Below are 21,386 nucleotides of genomic sequence, written 5' to 3'. Positions count from 1 at the left end.
CCCCCGCTGCGGGCTTCGCCCTGCGAGGGAGGGGGAATTCTTGGGCTGTTTCTGTTTTATTCCACTATAAATGGGCAGGCGATTTGGGGGCTATTCGCTCACGAGGTATGCGGGCAAACCCCACCCCAACCCTCCCCCGCAGGGGGAGGGGGTATATCGGCGGGGTGTCGGGCATGGGTTTCTCGCCTGACGTCGGTGCTGTGTCCTTAGAGCCTGTTCAAAATCTTGGGAATCGCATTTTTCCGTATGCTTGTGTATGGAACTGAAAACTGGAAAAGCAGCCGATATGCCCTCTCCCAGTGGGGACTGGGACAGCTCGCGCAGCAAGATAGGGCTGGGGTGAGGGTAGTAAACGATTGAAAAGGCAGAATTTCGGTTTGTCAATAATATCGCTCCCCCACCCCGACCCTCCCCCGCTGCGGGCGCTGCGCGCCCTGCAAGGGAGGGGGAAATTCGGCGTAGCAATTCAAATTTATGTGGATAACCGGGAGTTTGAACAGGCTCTTATCTTATGGTTTTATGATGGGGCAAGCCCCACCCTACGCATTTTTTACATACACCTGAGTACTCGATGTGTATGTAAATGGGATGTCCTGCCCTGCCCCGCCGCTTTATTGCGGGCGGAATTTGATCAGGGTGCCGTCGCTCAGTTGCCAGAGGATGCTGTCGCGCAGGACGACCGCCGGGGTGTCGGCGCTGGTCGAGGCGATTTTTTGTTGGCCGATGAGCTCACCGCTCGCGCCGTCGAGCCAGTGCAGCCAGCCTTCGTAATCGAGTACGCCGAGGCGGCCATCAGCGAGGGCAAACGGCGGCGAGAGGCGGCGGCCTTCGAGGCGGTCGTTTTGCCAGCGGATTTTGCCGTCCTGCGGGTTGAGGGCGACGAGGTGGTCGGTGTCGGTGACGAGGTAGAGGCCGGCACGGTTGATGGCGATGTCTTTTTGGGTGGAGGTTTGTTCTTGTTGCCACAGCGGCTGTCCCTGTTGCAGGTCCACGGCGAAGATCATCGACTGGTAGGCGGCGCCGTAGAGGATGCCGTTGGCGACGATGGGGGTGCTGTCCATGTCCACCAGGCGGGCGACGGGGTTGCTGCCGCTGCTGTTGGCAACGCGCTGTTCGATGACGGGCAGGCCGTTTTTTTGGTCGAGGACGACGAAGTAGCCGTTATCGGTGGTGATGATGACGACGCCGCCGCCAACGACGGGTTCGGCGTTGCCGCGCACGCTGAGGACGGGTTCGTTGATGTGGTAGCGCCACAGTTCGCTGCCGTTGTCGGCGTCAAAGGCGGTGAGAGTGCCGTCGGTGCTGCGCGCGTAAACTCTGTCGTCGGCGGTGACGGGCGCGGCGAGCATCAGCCCGGAGAGGGGGGCGCGCCAGCGGGTTTCGCCGTCTTCGCTGGAGAGGGCGAGCAGGTCGCCGTTGTAGGTGCCGAGGTAAACGTTGTTGCGGTTGACGGCGACGCCGCCGCTGATGTCGTTGCCGAGTTTTTCCCGCCACAGTTGTGCGCCGCTTTCGCCCTCAAAGGCGTAGAGGCGACCATCGGCGGAGACGGCATAGACGCGGCCGCCGTCGTAGGCGGGTTTGAGGGCGAGGCCTTTGTCCGCACCGCCGTCGCCGAGGTTGTGTTTCCACTGGATGACGGTGGCGACGCGACCGCTGCTGGGCGGCAGCGGTTTGGGCGCGGGGCGGTTGTCTTTGCCGAGGAAGAAGTCGGAGGTGGAGGAGCAGGAGGCGAGGGTCAGCGCGGCGGTGCCAAGCTGGATGAGGCGGCGGCGTTGCATTTCAGGGTTCCTGTACGGCGAGGCGGGCTTGCAGCGCGTTGATTTCGGCGGCGGTCGTGGTGGACGGGGCAAGCTCCTGGCTGCGTTGCAGGGCTTGCAGGGCTTCGGGCAGTTTGTTTTGTTTTTCGAGGATGATGCCTTGCAGGGCGGCGGCCTGGGCGGCGTAGGCGCTGTCTTTCAGGCCGCCAACGGTTTGTAGTGCGGCGTCGTATTCGTTGCTGTCGATTTGGTATTGCGCCTGTTGCCACAGGGCGCTTTGTGCGACGAGTTTGTCCGGGCTGGCGGCGGCAAGTTTGAGTGCGGTCAGCGCTTCTTCTTTTTGTCCGGCTTTTTGGTAGGCGGCGGCCATGTTGAGTGAGGCCAGCGCGCTGATGTCGCCTCCGGCTTTCAGCAGGCTGTCGTAGGGGGCGGCGGCGGCCTTGAGGTCGTTTTTTTCCAGCGCTTGCAGCAGGGTGTCCAGTTGGGTCGATTCGTTGGCGCTCTGGGCTTCCTGGCTGCTCTGCCAGTAGCGGTAGCCGCCGATGGCGCCGAGGCCAAGGATGAGGCCGATGATGATGGTGAGGCCGTATTGTTGTAGCCATTCGCGGATGAGTTCGACGGTTTCTTCGTCGGTGCGGTCGGTCGAGGGGATCATGCGGTTTCCTGGGTGCGGGGTTGGAGGTGGGCGGGCAGCCCGGCAAAGGGCAGGCTTTGTTGGCTGCCGTCGCGCAGGTTTTTCAGGCTGGCGTGTTGTTGTGCCGCTTCGTCGTCGCCGATGATGAGGGCGTAGTGCGCGCCTTCCTGGTCGGCTTTGCGCAGCTGGTTTTTCAGCGCCTGTACTTGTGTCTGGACGACGACGCTGATGCCCGCGTCGCGCAGGGTTTGTACCAGCGGCAGCAGGGTGGTGAAGTGTTTGTCATCGGTGGCGATGGCATAGACGGCGGGCGGGTTGTCGCGAAAGGTGTCGCGGGTTTGTGCGAGCAGGAGGATGCGCTCGATGCCGAAGGCGAAACCGGCGGCGGGAGTGGCCTTGCCGCCCAGTTGTTCGACCAGACCGTCGTAGCGGCCGCCGGCGGCGACGGTGCCTTGTGCGCCGAGGGCGTCGGTCGTCCATTCAAAGACGGTGTGGCAGTAGTAGTCGAGGCCGCGGACGAGGCGCGGGTTACGCTGCCAGGCGATGCCGAGCGCGTCCAGCAGGGCGGTGAGGCGGGCGAAGTGGGCGCGACTGGTGTCGCCGAGGTAGTCGTCCAGTACCGGCGCACCGTCAAGCAAGGTTTGTACGCCCGCGTTTTTGCTGTCGAGGATGCGCAGCGGGTTGGTGGTGAGGCGGCGGCGGCTGTCGTCGTCCAGCGCGTCTTCGTGGTTTTGCAGGTAGGCGACCAGTGCCTGCTGGAAGGCGTGGCGTTCGTCGGCGAGGCCGATGGTGTTCAGCTCCAGCGTCAGCAGGTCAAGTACGCCGAGGCGGCGGAAGAGGTCGGCGCAGATGGTGATGAGTTCGGCGTCAAGCGCAGCGTCCGCCATGCCGAAGGCTTCGACGCTCACTTGCGAGAATTGGCGGCTGCGTCCTTTTTGCGGGCGTTCGTAGCGGAACATCGGCCCTTCGGCGTAAACACGCTGCGGCTGTTGCAGTTTGCCGTGCTGGATCATCGCCCGCACCACGCCTGCGGTCGCTTCGGGGCGCAGGGTGATGCTTTCGTCGTTGCGGTCGTTGAAGGTGTACATTTCTTTGCTGACGACGTCGGTTTCTTCGCCGACAGCGCGTTTGAACAGGCCGGTTTGTTCGAGCAGCGGCAGTTGCAGCGGGCGGTAGCCGTAGCGGGCAAGGACGGCGTGGATGCGGTCGTGCAGTTGTTGCAGGTGGCCGGATTCGGGCGGGAAGATGTCGTTCATCCCGCGCAGGGACTGGATTTGTGTTTTAGCCATTGGGGACATCTACGGTGAAGCGGCGGCTGGAGTTTTTCTGGCGGTAGTTGTCAAGCGGCTGTTCCTGACCGTTGATGAGCATGACCACGCCATCGGGGCGACCGAGGTTGAATTTGTACGGGGCGCCGTCGGCGGGCAGTTCGATTTTTTCGCCGGCCTTGACGAGTTTTGACAGCACTTTTTTGCGGCCATTGTCGTAGATTTCGATCCAGCTTTCGGCGGAGAAGGACAGCTGGATGCCGCGTGTACTGCTGGCTGCCGGGCTGTCGCTGGCCGGGGTTTCGGCGGGCGCTTCGTTGTTGTTGTCGGCGCTGGCCGAGTCGTTGGAGACTGGCGGGGTCAGGCCGGGGATGTTTTGTGCGCTTTCCGGCGAGAGTGGCGTGCCTTCGGGCGAGAGCGGGGTGCCGCCCACCTCAAGCACGATTTCGTTGCCGGGGTTGTTGTTGCTGCCGCCCGTGTCCGCCGGGGCGGTCATTTCTCCGGCGGGCGGGGTGTTAAAGGCGCCGTTGATTTGTTTCATCAGCCAGGAGTTGTTGTCAAAGAGCTGATAGAGCAGCACGCCGCCAATGATGACCACCGGGATGAGCAACAGCCAGGAGCCGAGGTAGCTGCGGCGGTAGGCACGCGGCTGGCTTTCGACGTTGGCGGCGGTCAGGCGCAGTTCCGGCGCGGGTTCGCTTTTGATTTTGTTAAAGGCCTGGCTGACGGCGGCTTCGTTCAGGCCGAGGAAGCGGGCGTAGAGGCCGAGGTAGCCACGGGTGAAGACCGGTGCGCCGATTTCGGCGAAGCGGTTTTGTTCGAGTTTTTCGATGATTTCCTGGCTGAGGTTGGACTGCATCGCGGCTGTTGCGATGGAGAGTTCCCGCTTCATCCGTGCCGCCGAGAGGACGGCGCCGATGTCCAGTGCGCCGGTGGTGTTGGTTTTTTCGCTCATGGTCAGATTCCCAGCGATTTTGCCTCAGGTGTGCTCTTGTAGTTGCCGCGCATGACGCGAACCAGTTCTTCTTCCATGCGGGTGTCGCCACTCTTGCGTGCCGCTTCGATGCCGAGTTTGACGCTTTCCGGGCTGTAGCCGACGTAGGTGTGCACCACGCGCAGGTAACGCAGCGCACCGGCGTAGTCGCCTTTTTGCAGGGCGATTTGTGCCAGTGGCAAGAGGGCGCCTTCGGCCTGCGGGTTGGCGGCAATCGCCTGTTTGTAGGCGTTCTCCGCCGCACCGCTTTGGCCACGGCGCTCCATGCAGTTACCTTCGGCGATGCTGGCGGCGGTTTTGAATTCGGCGTTGCGCCCGCGCATTTGTCCAAGCAGTGCCTGCATTTCGCTGTCGCGGTCGAATTTGCAGAGGAAGGTGGCGTAGTTGGTGTAGCCGAGCAGGTATTCGGGGTGGCTGTGGATGAGTTTTTGGTAGATTTGGTTGCCGGAGGCAATGTCGCGTTTTTCTTCGTAGAGGACGGCGAGGATGTTCCAGGCTTCCGGCGGGCGCGAGTCAATTTCGATGGCGCGTTGCAGTTTGGGTTCGGCCAGATCGTAACGCCCCATTTGCAGGTATTGCGCCCCCAGCTCGACGTAGTCCTTGTAGGCCTGGCCGTAGTCGGCTTTTTTCTTGGTCACGGTGGGGATGATTTCGTCATCGTTGTTTTTTTTGCCGAAGCCGAGCGTTTCGCAGCCGCTGAGCAGCATCGCCGCCGCAAGTGCCGCAAGCAGGGGTATGTTTCTGGTTTTCATGCGGTTTCTACCTCTTGTCTGGTTTGTCTGTATCGGCGCAGGCGGTCATTGACCTGCCCCACGAGCTGCCCGCAGGCAGCGTCTATGTCTTCTCCGCGCGTTTTGCGGATGGTGGCCACGTAACCGTTTTCGGTCAGGTAGCGCTGGAATGCGAGGATGTCGCTGCGCCTTGAGCATTCAAAGCGGCTGCCGGGAAAGGTGTTGAACGGGATCAGGTTGATTTTGCCGGGGATGCCGCGCAGCAGTTCGACCAGTTGTCGCGCGTGTTCGGGGGTGTCATTGACGCCGCGCAGCATGACGTATTCCCAGGTGACGCCGCCGTGCTGGCCGTTGTGCTGCACATATTGGTGGCAGGCATCAAGCAGCGCGGCGAGGCCGTAGCGGGCATTGACCGGCACTATCTGGTTGCGCAGTTCGTCGTTCGGCGCGTGCAGCGAGACGGCAAGGCTTAAATCGGTGACTTCGCGCAGGGCGTGGATGGCGGGAACGATGCCGGAGGTGCTGAGCGTGACCCGCCGTTTGGAGAGGCCAAAGCCGTAGTCGTCCATCATCAGCCGGGTGGCGGGCAGGACGTTGTTGAAATTCACCAGCGGCTCGCCCATGCCCATCAGCACGACATTGGTGACGACACGGTTGTTGCCGTGGCGGTCGCAGTTGAGCAATTCCTTGGCGAGCCAGACCTGGACGATAATTTCGCCGGTGGTGAGGTTGCGGTTAAAGCCCGCGTGGCCGGTGGAGCAGAAGGGGCAGGCCATCGCGCAGCCCGCCTGCGAAGAAATGCAAAGGGTGCCGCGATCGTCTTCCGGGATGAAAACGGCTTCGATGCTGTTGCCGCAGTCGTAGCGGAAAACCCATTTGCGCGTGCCATCGCTCGCGGTTTTGTCGGTGACCACGGTGGGAAAGCGCAGTTCGGCGATGGTTTTCAGTTTTTCGCGCAGCGGTTTGCTGAGGTCGGTCATCGCATCGAAATCAATGACACGCTCGTGATAAATCCATTTGAGCAACTGTCTGGCGCGGAAAGGTTTTTCGCCGTTGTCAATGAACCACGCGGTCATCGCCTCGCGGTCAAGGTCAAACAGGTTGATTTTCTCTGCCATCAGCGGCACAACTCGCGTTCAGCGAAGAAAAAGGCAATTTCGCGCGCGGCGTTTTCCGCGCTGTCCGAGCCGTGGACGGCGTTGCGCCCCTTGTCTTCAGCAAAATCGGCGCGCAGCGTGCCGGGCGCGGCTTCTTTCGGGTCGGTTGCCCCCATCAGCGTGCGGTAGCGGGCGACGGCATCCTCGCCGCGCAAGACCTGCACCATCACCGCGCCGGAGGTCATGAAATCCACCAGTTCGGCAAAAAAAGGACGTTCGCGGTGAACGTCGTAGAAGCGGGCGGCATCGTCGCGGGACAGCCGCAGCATTTTCGCGGCGACGATTTCCAGGCCGTTTTGTTCGAGGCGGGTGAGAATCGCGCCGGTATGGTGGTTTTGCACGGCATCGGGTTTGATGATGGAGAGCGTCATTTGCGCGGGCATGAATACTCCGTGAAGATTGTGTGAGCTTAAAAACGGGCGGTATGGTAGCACATCGGGCGACGTTTGAGATTTTTGCGATTATTGGTATTGGGATTGCAGGGCGGCGAGGCGTTCCGGCGTGCCGATGTCCTGCCAGACGCCGCCGTGGACTTCGCCGCTGAGTTCACCGCGTGGCAGGTGGGCGCGCAGAATGGGGGCGAGCGGGCGAAAGCCGGGAGCGACACCCGCAAACAGGCGCGGATGCAGCACGGAAATGCCGGTGAAGGTCAGCGTTTCCCCGGCAATCAGCATATTGCCCGCGAGCGAAAAATCGCCGCGCGCCTTCCACGCCGGGGTTTCGACCAAAAGCAAATGGGCGAGGCTCTCCGTCGGGCGGTTTTCGCGGAAACGGCGCAGGTCGGCGTCGCACCAAATGTCGGCATTGACGACGAGAAACGGCGCGTCGCCCAAAAGCGGCAACGCCTGGATGATGCCTCCGGCGGTTTCCAGCCCTTCCTCCGGTTCGCGTGAATAGTGGATGCGCAGGCCGTAGCCGCTGCCGTCGCCGAGGGCAGCGGCAATCATCGTGCCGCGATAGCCGAGGTTGATAACGACATCAATGAACCCAGCGCGGGCGAGACGGCGCAGTTGCCAGCCGATGAGGCTGTCATCGCCGACGCGCAGCAGCGGTTTGGGACGGTCGGCGGTCAGCGCGCCCATGCGTTTGCCGCGTCCGGCGGCGAGAATCATGGCTTTCATGGCTTTTTTGGAAATTATTGCTGGTTTAACAATGAATTGTAAATTCGCCGTAAATGGCAAATGCGCGGGCGGTTACGCTTCGCTAACCGCCCCTACTGCCTTGCGTAATAGCAGTGCGGCTTGCGTCAACACTACCGTCAGCGGCGCGTAGTCCGTCAGGGCGGATGCTTCATCGCAGGCGTGGGTGAGGACGCGCGGCAGGTCGGCGAGATAGCCGGTTTTGCCATCGCGTTGGGCAAGGCGGACGAACAGTCCCAGCACTTTCAGGTGGCGTTGCAGCGACACCGCGTCGCAGGTGCGCGCCCAGTCTTGCGCGCTAATCGCCGGGTAATGGCGGGCGCGGAAGGCTTCTTCCCAACGGCGCACGTCGGCGGGCGGGTAGCGTAGGTAGCAGTCGCGGGTAATGGAGACGAGGTCGTAGGCGGGGTGCCCCCACAGCGCGTCCTGGTAGTCAAGGATGCCGATGCTGCCATCGGCGCGGCGCATCAGGTTGCGGCAGTGGTAGTCGCGGTGGACGCAGACGGCGTTGTCGTGTACTTCTGCCGCCAGCCGTGTTTCCAGCGCTTGTAACGGCGCGCTGTCGGCGGTGATGCCGAGCCACGGCAGGAACCATTCGCGCATGAGCGACACCTCTGTTTGCAGGCGGTCGAGTGCATAGGGCGGGATGGTGTCGCGCAGGTTGGCGGTCGCCTGTTGCCAGTCGCCGAGGAGCGCCAATGCCTGCGTCATCGCTGCTTCTGGCGCATCGGCCAGGTCGTGCCAGAGCCAACGGTCGCCGTAGTCTTCTAACAAGAGAAAACCTTGCGCGGGGTCGGCGGCGTGGATTTGCGGCACGGGCAGATGGCAGGCGCGAAATTCATCGCTGCGTTGCTGAAACAGTGCAACGCCGCCCAGCTCCGGCGGCGCGTCCATCAGGATGTATGTGCGCCCGCCGTGTTGTGCGCGGTAGTAGCGGCGGTAGCTGGCATCGCCGCCGAGCGCGGTGAGTATTACCCCCGCCCCCAATGCAGAAACCGCGAAAGCGCGGCGGGCACTTTCGCGGTTTTCGCTCTGTTTTTGCATCAGGCGGCGGGTTTGCTTTCTTCTGCCGCTTTGTCGGCGGGTTCCGCGTCTGCCGCAGGCTTGGCGTCTGCTTCGGGTTTGGTGGCGAGTGTGTTCAGTTCGTCAAAGAGGCGCGGGTAGTCTTCGCTGGATTTGGGGACGTATTTGCCATCGACGACGAAGCCCGGCACGCCGTCCAGTTTGGACGCTTCAAACAGGTTCTTGGCGCGGTTGACTTTTTCTTTCACCGCCAGCGAATCCCAGGCTTTTTCTGCATCGGCTTCGCTCACGCCGTTTTCGGCGAGGAATTTCACGGCTTCTTTTTTGTCGAAGATGATGCCGAGTTTGCGGTCTTTGTGCACGGCGTCAAAGATTTTGGCGTCCATCGCTTTTTCGTCCATGCCCAGTTGGCGCACGGTGTAGTAAAGCTGCGCGCCGCCTGCCCATTGGCCGGTGACTGCCGGGATGCGGGTGAATTTCAGCGCCGGATTGATGCCGTTTGCCAGCCATTTTTGCAGCTCCGGCTCCATGTGGTAGCAGTGCGGGCAGCCGTACCAGAAAAATTCGACGATTTCGCCCGGCTGGATGTCGGCGATAGCGACCGGCAGTACGTTGTAATCGGCGCCTTCGCGGTATTTCACCGGCTGCGCCTGGGCAGCGGTGGCAAGGGCGGCGGCGAGCGCCAACGCGGTCAGGGTGTGTTTCAACATGGGTAACTCCATTTGTTGTGGGGGTAAAAGAGGCGCGCATTATAGCGGCTCGCCTTGGCGCGGCAGCGGGTTATCCGAACGGTAATACCGCGTGCTAAGATGCCCGCCGTTTTTCCACCGGAACCCGCCATGCACCTGCCCCCGCAAACCTATCCGCTCACCCGCAAACGCCGCAACCGCAAGGACGATTTCTCCCGCCGCCTGATGCGCGAAACCACCCTCACCACCGCCGACCTCATCCTGCCCGTTTTCATCTGCGAGGGCGAAGGCAGGCGCGAAGCGGTGCCGTCGATGCCGGGCGTGTACCGCCTTTCCATCGACCAGTTATTAGCGGAATGCGCGGAGCTGGTCGCGCTCGGCATTCCGGCGATTGCGCCGTTTCCTGTCATCAGCCAGGAATACAAAAGCGAAGACGCTGCCGCCGCCTACGACCCGGACGGTCTCATCCCGCGCGCGGTGCGCGCTGTCAAGGCCGCCTTCCCCGCCCTCGGCATCATGACCGACGTCGCGCTTGACCCCTACACCATCCACGGTCAGGACGGCATCACCGACAAAAACGGCTACATATTGAACGACACCACCGTCGCTACCCTCATCAAACAGGCGCTGTGCCACGCGGACGCGGGCGTGGACATGGTCGCGCCGTCGGACATGATGGACGGCCGCATCGGCGCCATTCGCGCGGCGCTGGAAGCGAACGGTCACGAAAACGTGCGCATCATGGCGTATTCGGCCAAATACGCCAGCGCCTACTACGGCCCGTTCCGCGACGCGGTCGGCTCCGCCGCCAACCTCGGCAAGGCGGACAAACGCAACTACCAGATGGACCCGGCAAACAGCAACGAAGCGCTGCACGAAATCGCGCTCGACATCAGCGAAGGCGCGGATTTCGTCATGGTCAAACCGGGAATGCCCTACCTCGACGTGCTGCGCCGCGCCAAAGAGCAGTTCGCCTTCCCGCTCGCCGTCTATCAGGTCAGCGGCGAATACGCGATGCTTTGCGCCGCCTTTGAAAAAGGCTGGCTCGACCGCGAAGCCATCATCATGGAAACCCTGCTCGGTTTCAAACGCGCCGGCGCGGACATCATCATCACCTACTTCGCCAAGGAAGCAGCGGGGATGCTGGGCGCTGTTCATAATTGGCCATAACATGATGATTTCATTAGCAGGTTTGGTTAAGGCCTGTTTACCATTCAGCCGTAAACACGCCCAAGCCAATGCGGTTGCGTGGCGACGATTTTGCGAGCTACATCATTAGTTTGTAGGGTGTGTGCCGCAGGCACGCACGCGTTTGCCGATGTCAAATGTCCGCGTGCGTGTCGGCTACGCCGCCACACACCCTACGCACGGAACCCGCCCGCTGCGGGTTTTGCCCTGCGGAGGAGGGAAGCCTAAATTGCAAACAGCGCCTAGCGCGCGGATGAGCGCATCAAAAGCCCCTCGCATGAGGGGCTTTTTTCAGGATGACACGACGGTTCTTGTGATGAAATCCGGGTATTTCGCCGCGACCTCGTCCATAAATTCATGCGCCTGGTGCATGATGTTCCTCAGCGGTTCGCCAACCGCCTGGGTAAATCCCTGAACCTTGAGCGCTTCCAGCGATTGCCGGTATTGCGTAAACAACCCGTTGCAACGCTCGCGCAAGGTCTTGTCGGGAATGCGCGGGCAGCCGTCTTTTTCCAGCATCTGCTGCACGTCGCGGGCGAGCGGCTCGCGCAGATTGTCGGGGATAAAGCCGCCGTAGCGCTTCAATTCGATGATATGGCGCAACATTTCATGCTCGCTGTTGCGGTAGCGGTTAAAACTTCTGACGTAAGTCTTCACTGACGCCCGGAGCTCTGCCTGGCGATTGCTGTCGTACTGCTGCCAACCCAGTATGCCGCCTGCAACAATCAGGACGCCTAACAAAATAGTCTTTCCCATCAGACACTCTCCGCCAGGCATTGCAGCAGCAGCGCGCTCGATGCCGCGCCGGGGTCTTTGTGTCCGGCGCTGCGCTCGCCGAGGTAGCTGGCGCGCCCTTTTTTCGCCACCAGCGGGATGGTCGCCTCTGCCTGCGCCTGCGCGGTTTGTGCCGCCGCTTGCAGCGCCGCTTGCAAATCCGTGCCGCCCGCTGCCGCCTGTTTGAGTGCTTCGGACACCGGCAGCCAGACGTCCACCATCGTTTTGTCGCCCGCGACGGCGTGTCCGCGTGCGGCAATGCCCGCCGCACCATCGGCGATGGCTTGCGCCAGCGTCGACAAATCGGCTTCGTTTTTGCCGTTGAGTGCGGTTGCCGCCTTGATGAAGAAGGTGCCGTAGAGCGGGCCACTGGCGCCGCCGACGGTGGAAAGCAGCGTCATGCCGACGGTTTTGCTGAGGCTACCCAAATCCTTGCCCGCCTCCGTCGCCAGTTTTTCTTTTGCCTTGGCGAAGCCGCGCTGCATATTGAGGCCGTGGTCGCCGTCGCCGATGACGGTATCAAGCGCGGTCAGCGCGTCCTGCGCGGCGGTGAGCGCGTCGGCGCAGCGGTCTATCCAGTGGATATATTGGCTGTTGCTGAAGCTCATGCGCGCCCTCCGTTGGTCCAGCCCGGCGTGCGCACCGGCGCGTCAAAGAGTTCAAGCGTGGCGTCGTCCGCCTTGAGCAGGGTGATGGACAGCCCCTGCATATCGAGCGAGGTGCAGAAGTTGCCGACCAGGCTGCGCGCGATGCTGAGGCCGAAGTCGGCGCAGCAGCGGGCGAGCGCATGATAGACGCCGTAGCATTCGGAGAGCGGCACGCTGCCGAGATTATTGACCAGCGCGATGACACGGTCGCCTTTGGCAAGCGGTTGTTTTTCCTGTTGGACTTCGTCCCAACTGGCGCTGGCTGCATTCCACAGGCGCAGGGTGCGGTGATAGCTGCCGTTGTCGATGAGGGTGGCGAACATTTGCGCGACGGTATCGTCCAACCCTTTGAAAGTACGGCGTTCGATGCCCGGCTCGCCGTGGATGCCAACGCCAAATTCCATTTCGTTTTCGGCGAGGGTGAAGGACGGCTTGCCTGCCGCTGGCACGGTGCAGGCGCCGAGGGCGACGCCGATGCTGTGGCATTGGTCGTTGAGACGGCGGCCAAGCGCGGCGAGCGAGGCGAGGTCATCGCCGCGCCGGGCGGCGGCACCGAGCAGTTTTTCCAGCAGCACCGTCCCGGCGACGCCACGGCGGCCTGCGGTGTAGAGGCTGTCTTTCACTGCAACATCATCGTCGGTGAGGACGAAGGCGATTTCCGTCCCCATGTCGTGCAGCAGTTCGGCGGCGGTTTCAAAATTGAGAACATCGCCGGTGTAGTTTTTCACGAGCAGCAGCACGCCCTTGCCACCATCGACCGCCTGCGCGCAGGCGACGACCTGATCCGGCGTCGGCGAGGTGAAGATTTCGCCCGGCACCGCACCATCAAGCATCCCGTCGCCGACAAAGCCGCTGTGCATCGGTTCGTGGCCGCTGCCACCGCCGGAAATCAGCGCAACTTTGCCTGCCAGCGGCGCGTCGCTGCGGCTGATGAAGACCGGGTCGCGGTGCAGGCGCAATTCCGGATGCGCTTCGACGAAGCCCTGCAACTGTTCGTCCAAAATGGTGTCCACCTGGTTGATGAGCTTTTTCACAATATTCTCCCGTTTGCAAAAGCTAGATTCACAGATTTGAACATATTATACCTTTAATTTAACGCGCACACGCGCCGCCATCGCGCCGTTTTGCATCCCGCATTTTCTGCCGTGATAATGCCCACTCCATCAACCACTACCGGCAACCTATGAGCGTCAACAAATACAGCAAACACATCACCCAGGACGATACCCAGCCCGCCGCCCAGGCGATGCTGCACGCCATCGGCCTCTCTGACGACGACCTGCGCAAGCCCATCGTCGGCATCGCCAGCACCGGCTACGAAGGCAACCCCTGCAATATGCACTTAAACGACCTCGCCCGCGAAATCAAAAGCGGCGTGCAGGAAACCGACAGCGTCGGCCTGATTTTCAACACCATCGGCGTCAGCGACGGCATCTCGATGGGGACGCAGGGAATGCGTTACTCGCTGGTCTCGCGCGACGTCATCGCCGATTCCATCGAAACCTTCATGCAGGCAATGTGTTACGACGCGCTCGTCACCGTCGTCGGCTGCGACAAGAATATGCCCGGCGCGCTGATGGCGCAGTTGCGACTGAACCGCCCCTCCATCCTCGTCTATGGCGGCACCATCGCCGCCGGGTATCACAACGGCAAAAAGCTCGACGTCGTCTCCGCCTTTGAGGCGTGGGGGCAGAAGGTCGCGGGGACGATAGACGAAGCCGAATACCGCGACGTCATCCATTGCGCCTGCCCCGGTGAGGGTGCCTGCGGCGGGATGTACACCGCCAACACCATGGCGTCCGCGATTGAGGCGCTCGGCATGGCGCTGCCCTACAATTCCTCCAATCCCGCCGCCGGGGCGGAAAAACGGCGCGAATGCCTGCAAGTGGGCAAGGCGCTGCGCTACCTGATGGACAACGACATCCGCCCGCGCGACATCGTCACCCGCAAGGCGGTGGAAAACGCCTTCCGCCTCGCCATCATCCTCGGCGGCTCCACCAACGCCGTGCTGCATTTCCTCGCCATCACCCGCGCCGCCGGTATTCCCTTCACCATCGACGAACTCGCCGCCTTGAGCGAAAGCACGCCGATGCTGGCCGACATGAAACCGAGTGGCCGCTACGTCATGGAAGACGTACACAAAATCGGTGGCGTCCCGGCGGTGATGAAATACCTGCTGGAGCGCGGCATCCTGCACGGCGACTGCATGACCGTCACCGGCAAGACCGTCGCCGAAAACCTGAAAGACGTCCCCGGCCTGCCCACCGGGCAGGACATCATCCAGCCGCTGGAACGCCCGATCAAGGCGACCGGACACATCCGCATCCTCTACGGCAACCTCGCCACAGAAGGGGCGGTGGCGAAAATCACCGGCAAGGAAGGTCTTTCCTTCACCGGTCGCGCCAAAGTCTATGAAGGCGAATTTCTCGCCAACGAAGGCATCGCGCGCGGCGAAGTCACCGCAGGCACGGTGGTCGTCATCCGCTACGAAGGGCCGAAAGGCGGCCCTGGTATGCCGGAAATGCTCAAGCCGACGTCTGCCATCATGGGCGCGGGGCTGGGCAAAAGCGTGGCGCTGATAACCGATGGCCGCTTCTCCGGCGGCTCGCACGGCTTCGTCGTCGGCCACGTCGCGCCGGAAGCGCAGGAAGGCGGCAACATCGCCCTCGTCGAAGACGGCGACCTCATCACCATCGACGCGGTGAAAAACACCATTGACGTCCATCTCTCCGACGAAGAACTCGCCGCCCGCCGCGCCCGCTGGGTACAACCGCCGCTGAAAGCCAGTGCGCGCCAGGGCGTGCATTACAAATACGCGCGCACCGTCAGCTCCGCCTCAAAGGGCTGCGTGACCGATGAGTTTTGACGTGCCACCCGAACGAGAAAGCCCGCAGGAATGCGGGCTTTTTTGTGGCGTATAGCGATACGTACAAAGTTCTGTATAGCCATCACCCGGATGGTGCGCCGAGGCGCACCCTATGGCGGATGCTGGGCGTAAGAACCTGTCAAAAACAGCTGGCGAGCAAGGCTTATTGTCTTCGGCAGCAAGCCTCCCTGTCTTAATCGTCGCCCAATACGGTGGGTTCGATATGGAGGGCGAGACCGTAGCGGCTTTGCACCGCCTGCTGGATTTCGGCGGCGAAGGCGAGGATTTCGGTCGCGGTGCCGCCGTGATTGACCAGCACCAGCGCGTGTTTGTCCGAGATGCCGACCTTGCCATCGCGTGCGCCCTTGAAGCCGCATCGTTCAATCAGCCAGGCGGCGGGGATTTTGACAGTGCCATCTGTTGCCGGGAAGGCGGGAATTTCAGGGTGTTGTGTTTGTAACGCGGCATATTGTGCGGCGCTGACGACGGGGTTATGGAAGAAGCTGCCCGCGTTTGGCTCAACTGCCGAGTCGGGCAGTTTGCGCGCGCGCAGGGCATTGACGGCAGCGTGGACGTCCGCCGGGGTGCGCAAGCTGTCCGCCTGTTCGCGCAGGCCGGGATAGGCGGTGTGCAGCGCGCCGCGTTTGCCAAAGCGCAGGGTGATGGCGCTGATGATGTAGCGCTCGCGCCAATCGTGCTTGAAGCGGCTGTCGCGGTAGGCGAACTGGCAGGCGGCGGCGGGGATGTCGCGCAGGCGGCGTTCGTCGCGGTCATAGACCTGGACGCGCTCAAGGATGTGTTGCAGCTCAATGCCGTAGGCGCCGATGTTTTGTACCGGCGCCGCCCCCGCGCTGCCGGGAATGCGGGCGAGATTTTCCGCGCCGTACCAGCCTTCGCCCGCGCTCCAGGCGGCGACCGCCGCCCAGGGCTCGCCCGCCTGCACTTGCAGCAGCACGCTGTCCGCGTCTTCGCCGATGATGCGCTGGCCGCGATATTGCGGGCAGAGGATGCGCGTTTGGATTTCTTCGCGGCAGATGGTGTTGCTGCCGCCGCCGAGGATGCGGTCGCCGGGCGCAGCGGTACGCCATTCGTCGGCGCTCTCTATCAGGACGAGTTCGCGCGCGGTGGACGGGCAGGCGAGTGTGTGGCGCGGGGCGAGGTCGGTGTGGTGGAGGGTTTGCATGGGGATGTCGTGCGAAGCGCTTATTGCGGCAGGTATTTGTCTTTAATGATGCCGCGCAGTTTGTCGTAAGGCAGGGTGATTTCTACCTGTCCGGCAGCATAGCTATTGACGGCATAGGGTACGTAGGAGAAAACGACGCCATCCGCGCTGAAGTAGAAATTGTCGGCTTCGTGCAGGGTTTTGACGTACTCGCGCTCGTAGTCTTCCAAGTCTTTGGCGGCGGGGTCGAAATTGACTTCTTTTTTGTATGCCGCGTCCAGCAACGGATAGAGCGCACTTTTGTCGCCTTGCAGCAGGTCGGCGAGGGTCAGGCGGTGGTCTTTTTCGTCAAAGACGTAGTAAGTCGTGCCGCCGCTGCCGTGCGCGCCGCCGGTGTATTCTGCGGTGGATACGCTGAACTGCTCCAGCGCGCCGTGATGGCCGAGGTAATCCGGGGTGTAGCTGGTTTCGTAGTTATGGGTTTCGCTGCACAGCGATTCTTTGTCGCTGCCTTCTTCGTAAAATCCCTTGATGCTGTCGATGACGAATTTTTTGAGGTCGCCCGGTGTGGGCGCGTCGCGGTTGAGCTGCGCATCAATTTGCGGGCGGTTGGTTTTGATTTTTTTCACATCTGTGCGGACATTCACCTGATAGTCGCAGGTTTCGGCAAAGCGTTTGTAATCGGGATTGTCATCATAGTCGCTGGCTTCGACGGGTTCCAGCGTGAAGTACAGGCTGGCAGCGTGGGCGTTGGCAGCGGCAGCGAGAAGCAGGACAAGGGTTTTGCGGTTCACGGGTTTTCCTGGGTTGTGACGGGAGGGGATAGTTTACAGACACCTGGGCGTTCGATGCGTCTGTAAATGGATGCGGTAGGGGCGGTTGGCGCAGCATAACTGCCCGTGTCGTGGCGGGCGGTTACGGGCTTCGCCCTAACCGCCCCTACACCGCCCCTACGCGAGCTGTTTACATTTTGTTTTGGGTGCCGTCGCTACGCAATTTTTTACACCCCCTCCCCCGCTTCGCAGGGGAGGGGGATTCAAATTGTAAACAGCGTCCGGTATGCGAGCCCAAACAACATCGGCGGCAGTAATGCTTAACCCCACCCCAGCCCTCCCCCGCAGGGGGAGGGAGCCGTCCGGTGGTTTATATATGACTGGACGCGCCAGTTATCCCAACGGGACGTAGCCCAGCGCGAGGCGTTCGATGGTGATGTCGCTCGCCTTGACGTCGATGGTTTTTTCTTCGAGCGGCAGGGTCGCCGGGTCGTATTGGTCGCGCAGGGTTTGTAGTTCTTGCGCAAGTGCCGCTTCCATTTGTGCGATTTGTTCGGCAACCAGTGCTTCGCGCGCGCTGGCGGCGGCGATGTCCTGTCGTTCTTTCTGGATTTTGCCCGCGCTTTTGATGGCGGTCTGAGTTTTGGCGATAGTCGTCGCGGAGAGTGCCTTGCGACCGGTGAAGGCGGAGAGCAGCGCGCCGCCGATGGCGAGGCCGGTTTGCAGCAGGCTTTGGTTGCTTTGGCTTTTTTCGCGTTCGACCGCCGCTTGGGCGGTTTGTTGTTGTTTGGCGAGCGCGGTGTGTTGTTTGGCGTATTTCATCCGCAGCGCGGTGATGGCGGCGTCGCGTTTTTCGTGCGCGGCGGTGGCGAGGCGGTTGCGGAAGGTGGCTTCGTCTTCGCCGGGGTTGCTGTAGCTGTCCAGCGCTTTGTTGTAATAAAGGGTGAGGTTTTGGTGTTGGCGCAGGTGGGTGGCGAGTGTTTTTTCGGCGGTTTTCCACGCGGCGGGGTCGCTCGCGGCGGCGGGCGCGGGGTGGTGTTGGCAGGGTTGGTGCGGCGCGGTTTGGAGTTGGTCGGCGGCAACGGGCGCGGTTTGGCTTTGGCTCCAGTCGATGCCGTTTTCGTCGATGGGCGCTTGTAGGAGCAGGGTTTGTTCGTGGCGGGTGTTGCTTTTGCTGTCGCGGTAGTAGAGGTGGACGCTGGCGAGGGCGACGGGGTAGTAGTGGGTCATGCCACCGTTCTGTTCGCTTGGCAGGTAATGGCGGTTGATGCCGGCAGGCAGGGCGGGCGGCGGGGTGTCGCCGCTGTCGTCGCGGGGGGCGGCGGTTGCGGTCGCGCGGCGCGGGTCGGCAGCGGTGATGGCGCGGATGTGTTCGCGATTCAAGGGGCCGGCGAGGTAGCTCATCGCGTGGCGGCTTTGCAGGATGCAGGGCGCGGCTTCGTGGATGTTGTGCAGGAGGAAACGGCGTTTGTCGATGTGGTCAAACCATTGGTCGAGGGTGGCGCGGTCGAGTCCCTGGGCGGCGGCGCTGGTGAGGCCGTCGGCGACACGGGCGCGGTCTTGTGCGGTTTGCATCCGGCCTATGAGCCAGGTGCCCGCGTTGGCAAGCGCTTTGTAGTCCAAATCCACCGGGTTTTGGGTGGAGAGGATGAGGCCGAGGCCGTAGGCGCGCGCCTGTTTCAGGAGGGTGAGCAGCGGTTTTTTGCTGGGCGGGTTGGCGCTGGGCGGCAGGTAGCCGTAGAGTTCGTCCATGTAGAGGATGGCGCGCAGGGTGTTGCTGCCGCTTTGGCGGCGCATCCAGGCGATGAGATTGCCGAGCAGCAGGGTGACGAGGGTCATGCGTTCGGCGTCGCTCAGATGGGCGATGTTGATGATGCTGGTTTGCGCGCGGTTTTGCGCGTCGTAGAGGAGTTGTTGGCTGTCCAGCGGTGCGCCTTGCAGCCAGGCGCTGTAGCCGGGCGAGGCGAGCAGGGTGTTGTAGGCGAGCGCGAGTTTGTCGCGCATTTTTGGCGGGCAGATTTGGGCGACGGGCAAGACGCCGATTTGTTTGATGGGCGGGTTTTGGATGGCGGCGATGAGTTGGGCGAGGTCGAGGTCGCGGCCTTCGTCCCAGTAGTGTTTGAGGAGGTGCGAGAGGTAGAGTTGTGTCGGGGCGGTGCTGTCGCCTGCCTCTTTAATGAGGGCGAGCAGCGCGGCGGCGGTGCTGTCGAGGGTGTCGGCGTAGGTTTCGCGGTCGTCGCGGATGGCGGGGTCGGGCGCGCCGAGGTGGGCGAGCAGCGACAGCGGCAGGCCGTGTTCGCCGCCGGGGGTGTAGATGTGGACGGGGTTGGCGGCGGCAAGCGCTTGTTGTCGGGCGGCGTTTTGGCGGCTGGTGTCAATGCCGTCGCCCCATTTTTGTGCGGTGGCGGCTGCCCATTCGTCGGCAGTCTGGCCGGTTTGTTTGAGGCTGGCGGCGTCGGCATAGGGGGCGAAGTCGGCGGCGCGGCGCGCGGGGAAGTTGAGGGCGAGGTTGCCGAGGTCGCCTTTGGGGTCGATGGCGATGACGGGGATGCCGTCCAGCGCGGCTTCTTCGAGCAGGGTGATGCCGAGGCCGGTTTTGCCGGAGCCGGTCATGCCGATGATGACGGCGTGGGTGGTGAGGTCGGCGGCGTCGTAGAGGACGGGGGTGCCGGGCTCGGGCAGGATTTGGTCGCCGAGGTAGAACTGGCCGATTTTTTCGGGGATGGCGGTCATGGGGTCTCCGGGGTGAGCAGGGGCAGGAGGTCGCGCAGGTCGGTGGCGGTGCTGTAGTGGTCGGCGACCTGGCGCACGGCTTCGCGCGCCACCACACCGCCGTAGCCGATGATTACGTCGGCCGCGCCGGGCGCGCGCGCTTCTACGTCGCTCATGCCGTCGCCCACCATCGCCACGCGCTGCAGGCCATTGGCGCGTTTCCAGGCGGCGATGATGGCGGCTTTGCCGCCGCTGCCGGTGAGCGGGCTGAGCTCGAAACCGCTGTAGTCGCCGTTTGCGTCGAATTGCAGGCGGACGGCGAAGGTATCGGCAGGGGCGACGCCGAGCGATGCGGCGAGCGGCAGGATGGCGTCCAAGATGCCGCCGCTGACGATGGCGACTTTGATGCCGCGCGCGTGCAGGGCGGCGATGGTTTCGCGCGCACCGGGAACGGTGCGGTCAAGGTACTGCTGCGCGATGGTGGCGAGGTCGCGCTCGTGCGGGCGGATGAGGGCGAGACGTTCGCCGTAGATAGCGTCCAGCGGGATTTCGCCGTTCATCGCGCGGTGGGTGAGCGCGCTCACCTGCTCGGCAACGCCGGCGAGGGCGGCGAGTTGGTCGATGCCTTCGAGGGCGGAGAGGGTGGCGTCGCAGTCAAAGGCGATGCCGTCGTAGAAGTTGGGCATGGGCGGTTCCTTTTGTTTTTTGGAGGGAGGTTATACATACGCTTGAGCGCTCAAGGTATATGTAAATGGAAAGGACGGGAAAAACAGCGGAGTTAATGATTCAGTCGTTTTGTTTGGGTATCAGCACGGATTGAGTGAAGTGCTGGATTTGGCTGGTGCCACCGGTTCTGCCCGGGCAGGCTTCTGCACGTTCTGCGTCGTATGAGGCACTATTACGGCCTTGTTCCGGATCAATGCTGTACCAGTCTTTGGTAGCCATGATGGTGTTCGTTTGGCTGTCGGTAATGGTTGCACGGGTGTGACCAATCCAATTTTCGCGCTCTGTTTGGTCAAATGGATCAGTAAAAGTCACGGTATAGCGGCTTGGCGTGGTAATTGGTGTGCTATCAAGCTCAAAGGATGTTGTATCGTAAGGATTACGGTAGGTATAACGTTGGTATTGGCCGTCTGTTTCTTTGACATCAACAAATCGGTAGCCACGCCAAAGACGGTAGCGTTCATCCAGCTCCTGCGGGGTATAGTAGTAGGCATTTAGTGTTCCCTCCCTGTAGACATCGGTATATTGCCCGTCCAGATCATTACGCACTTTAATGAGACGCCAGGCGAGAAATTCCTCTATATAGTTTTTGCCAAAAGATTGCCAGGGAACGCCGCCATATTCCCACAGACTAAGTCCCATTGTGGTCATATGCCTATGATCGTTATCATTCCAAATTTTCAGCAGGGTAATGCCTTCGACGTTTTCGGCGGTGTGGTAAACGCGCTCACCCGCGCTTTCGCAAAGTTTATCGAAAATTCGTTTGCTTCGATAATAGGCCGCACGGTGGGCTTCCGCAGCTTTTGCAGATTTATGTTCGTCAATCATCATGGGCAGGTAAAACCATGCCCAAAGTCCGCCCAAAGTGATGATGGTAGCTATAACATTATTGCGCAGCGCATGACCGGGTTTACTGCTTGCAGCGACCAGACGCCAAATAATGATAAGCAACAGAAGTAATCCGGCGCAAATTAGAAAAAAGGCAATGGCAAAGATGGGACCGAGATTTATGGGCATGAGAAATTCCTTTTTATGAATATAGCGGGCTTTTGGTTTTACAGAATATAAATATAGCAATCCTCACAAAGTTCTGTACAAGGCGCGAAGGCAATATTCAGTACGACGAGGTGGCGCAACGCCGTACAGGGT

At 61.7% G+C, this 21,386-nt stretch carries 20 protein-coding genes; 2 read left to right on the top strand and 18 right to left on the bottom strand.

The window, feature by feature from the left end; all coding sequences use genetic code 11:
* Nucleotides 1-611 precede the first annotated feature (611 nt).
* The 10 genes from bamB to ACO54Z_RS00395 form a co-directional block, all read right to left on the bottom strand.
* Entirely contained in the window at nucleotides 612-1,778 is a 1,167-nt protein-coding gene (gene bamB, locus ACO54Z_RS00440; protein WP_485995248.1) for an outer membrane protein assembly factor BamB, read from the bottom strand.
* A gap of 1 nt (nucleotide 1,779) precedes the next feature.
* The gene (locus tag ACO54Z_RS00435; RefSeq protein WP_485995247.1) at nucleotides 1,780-2,412 is read right to left on the bottom strand and encodes a YfgM family protein; all 633 of its coding nucleotides are present in this window, start codon (nucleotides 2,410-2,412) and stop codon (nucleotides 1,780-1,782) included.
* Nucleotides 2,409-3,680 carry a histidine--tRNA ligase gene (gene hisS, locus ACO54Z_RS00430; RefSeq protein WP_485995246.1) on the bottom strand — a complete coding sequence of 424 codons (1,272 nt, stop codon included), beginning with the start codon at nucleotides 3,678-3,680 and terminating at the stop codon, nucleotides 2,409-2,411. Before hisS ends, ACO54Z_RS00435 begins: the two co-directional genes overlap by 4 nt.
* Nucleotides 3,673-4,614, bottom strand: a complete 942-nt coding sequence (locus ACO54Z_RS00425) for a helix-turn-helix domain-containing protein (RefSeq protein WP_485995245.1) — start codon at nucleotides 4,612-4,614, stop codon at nucleotides 3,673-3,675. Before ACO54Z_RS00425 ends, hisS begins: the two co-directional genes overlap by 8 nt.
* Before the next feature lie 2 nt (nucleotides 4,615-4,616).
* A complete protein-coding gene (locus ACO54Z_RS00420; RefSeq protein WP_298079936.1) occupies nucleotides 4,617-5,405 on the bottom strand; it encodes a tetratricopeptide repeat protein in 789 nt (262 codons plus the stop codon).
* Nucleotides 5,402-6,502: a dual-specificity RNA methyltransferase RlmN gene (rlmN, locus tag ACO54Z_RS00415; protein ID WP_485995244.1), complete on the bottom strand. Its 1,101-nt coding sequence runs from the start codon at nucleotides 6,500-6,502 to the stop codon at nucleotides 5,402-5,404. The genes ACO54Z_RS00420 and rlmN overlap by 4 nt, the downstream gene beginning before the upstream one ends.
* On the bottom strand, nucleotides 6,502-6,924 hold the full coding sequence (gene ndk / locus ACO54Z_RS00410; RefSeq protein ID WP_485995243.1) for a nucleoside-diphosphate kinase: 423 nt from the start codon (nucleotides 6,922-6,924) through the stop codon (nucleotides 6,502-6,504). The genes rlmN and ndk overlap by 1 nt, the downstream gene beginning before the upstream one ends.
* A gap of 78 nt (nucleotides 6,925-7,002) precedes the next feature.
* Complete coding sequence (gene murU, locus ACO54Z_RS00405) at nucleotides 7,003-7,662, bottom strand: N-acetylmuramate alpha-1-phosphate uridylyltransferase MurU (RefSeq protein ID WP_485995242.1); 660 nt, start codon at nucleotides 7,660-7,662, stop codon at nucleotides 7,003-7,005.
* 72 nt (nucleotides 7,663-7,734) lie between these two features.
* A complete protein-coding gene (locus tag ACO54Z_RS00400) occupies nucleotides 7,735-8,724 on the bottom strand; it encodes an aminoglycoside phosphotransferase family protein (protein WP_485995241.1) in 990 nt (329 codons plus the stop codon).
* Nucleotides 8,724-9,413: a thiol:disulfide interchange protein DsbA/DsbL gene (locus tag ACO54Z_RS00395; protein WP_485995240.1), complete on the bottom strand. Its 690-nt coding sequence runs from the start codon at nucleotides 9,411-9,413 to the stop codon at nucleotides 8,724-8,726. Before ACO54Z_RS00395 ends, ACO54Z_RS00400 begins: the two co-directional genes overlap by 1 nt.
* A 129-nt stretch (nucleotides 9,414-9,542) precedes the next feature.
* Between ACO54Z_RS00395 and hemB the strand changes: the two genes are divergently transcribed.
* Nucleotides 9,543-10,562: a porphobilinogen synthase gene (gene hemB / locus ACO54Z_RS00390; RefSeq protein ID WP_485995239.1), complete on the top strand. Its 1,020-nt coding sequence runs from the start codon at nucleotides 9,543-9,545 to the stop codon at nucleotides 10,560-10,562.
* A gap of 309 nt (nucleotides 10,563-10,871) precedes the next feature.
* Here the strand turns inward: hemB and ACO54Z_RS00385 are convergent, their stop codons facing one another.
* The 3 genes from ACO54Z_RS00385 to dhaK are packed head-to-tail and all read right to left on the bottom strand — an operon-like array spanning nucleotide 10,872 to nucleotide 13,035.
* The gene (locus ACO54Z_RS00385; protein ID WP_485995238.1) at nucleotides 10,872-11,336 is read right to left on the bottom strand and encodes a hypothetical protein; all 465 of its coding nucleotides are present in this window, start codon (nucleotides 11,334-11,336) and stop codon (nucleotides 10,872-10,874) included.
* Nucleotides 11,336-11,962 carry a dihydroxyacetone kinase subunit DhaL gene (gene dhaL, locus ACO54Z_RS00380; protein WP_485995237.1) on the bottom strand — a complete coding sequence of 209 codons (627 nt, stop codon included), beginning with the start codon at nucleotides 11,960-11,962 and terminating at the stop codon, nucleotides 11,336-11,338. Before dhaL ends, ACO54Z_RS00385 begins: the two co-directional genes overlap by 1 nt.
* Nucleotides 11,959-13,035 (bottom strand): dihydroxyacetone kinase subunit DhaK, encoded by a 1,077-nt coding sequence (dhaK, locus tag ACO54Z_RS00375; protein WP_485995236.1) that lies wholly within the window; start codon nucleotides 13,033-13,035, stop codon nucleotides 11,959-11,961. Before dhaK ends, dhaL begins: the two co-directional genes overlap by 4 nt.
* Before the next feature lie 149 nt (nucleotides 13,036-13,184).
* On the opposite strand from dhaK, the gene ilvD reads away from it, so the two are divergent.
* Complete coding sequence (ilvD, locus tag ACO54Z_RS00370) at nucleotides 13,185-14,867, top strand: dihydroxy-acid dehydratase (protein WP_485995235.1); 1,683 nt, start codon at nucleotides 13,185-13,187, stop codon at nucleotides 14,865-14,867.
* A 193-nt stretch (nucleotides 14,868-15,060) separates the two neighbouring features.
* On the opposite strand, the gene murB is transcribed toward ilvD, so the two are convergent.
* The 5 genes from murB to ACO54Z_RS00345 all read right to left on the bottom strand — a co-directional run bounded on the left by murB (nucleotide 15,061) and on the right by ACO54Z_RS00345 (nucleotide 21,254).
* On the bottom strand, nucleotides 15,061-16,050 hold the full coding sequence (murB, locus tag ACO54Z_RS00365; RefSeq protein WP_485995234.1) for a UDP-N-acetylmuramate dehydrogenase: 990 nt from the start codon (nucleotides 16,048-16,050) through the stop codon (nucleotides 15,061-15,063).
* Between the two features lie 20 nt (nucleotides 16,051-16,070).
* Nucleotides 16,071-16,823, bottom strand: a complete 753-nt coding sequence (locus tag ACO54Z_RS00360) for an RsiV family protein (protein ID WP_485995233.1) — start codon at nucleotides 16,821-16,823, stop codon at nucleotides 16,071-16,073.
* 372 nt (nucleotides 16,824-17,195) lie between these two features.
* Nucleotides 17,196-19,535: an ATP-binding protein gene (locus ACO54Z_RS00355; protein ID WP_485995232.1), complete on the bottom strand. Its 2,340-nt coding sequence runs from the start codon at nucleotides 19,533-19,535 to the stop codon at nucleotides 17,196-17,198.
* Nucleotides 19,532-20,200, bottom strand: a complete 669-nt coding sequence (locus ACO54Z_RS00350) for an HAD-IB family phosphatase (protein WP_485995231.1) — start codon at nucleotides 20,198-20,200, stop codon at nucleotides 19,532-19,534. The genes ACO54Z_RS00355 and ACO54Z_RS00350 overlap by 4 nt, the downstream gene beginning before the upstream one ends.
* Nucleotides 20,201-20,300: 100 nt before the next feature.
* The gene (locus ACO54Z_RS00345; RefSeq protein WP_485995230.1) at nucleotides 20,301-21,254 is read right to left on the bottom strand and encodes a hypothetical protein; all 954 of its coding nucleotides are present in this window, start codon (nucleotides 21,252-21,254) and stop codon (nucleotides 20,301-20,303) included.
* Nucleotides 21,255-21,386 lie beyond the last annotated feature (132 nt).

The organism is Cardiobacterium sp. (genome assembly GCF_057314735.1).
Note: the sequence above shows the minus strand (reverse complement) of the source record. Positions and strands in the feature narration are given on the sequence as shown.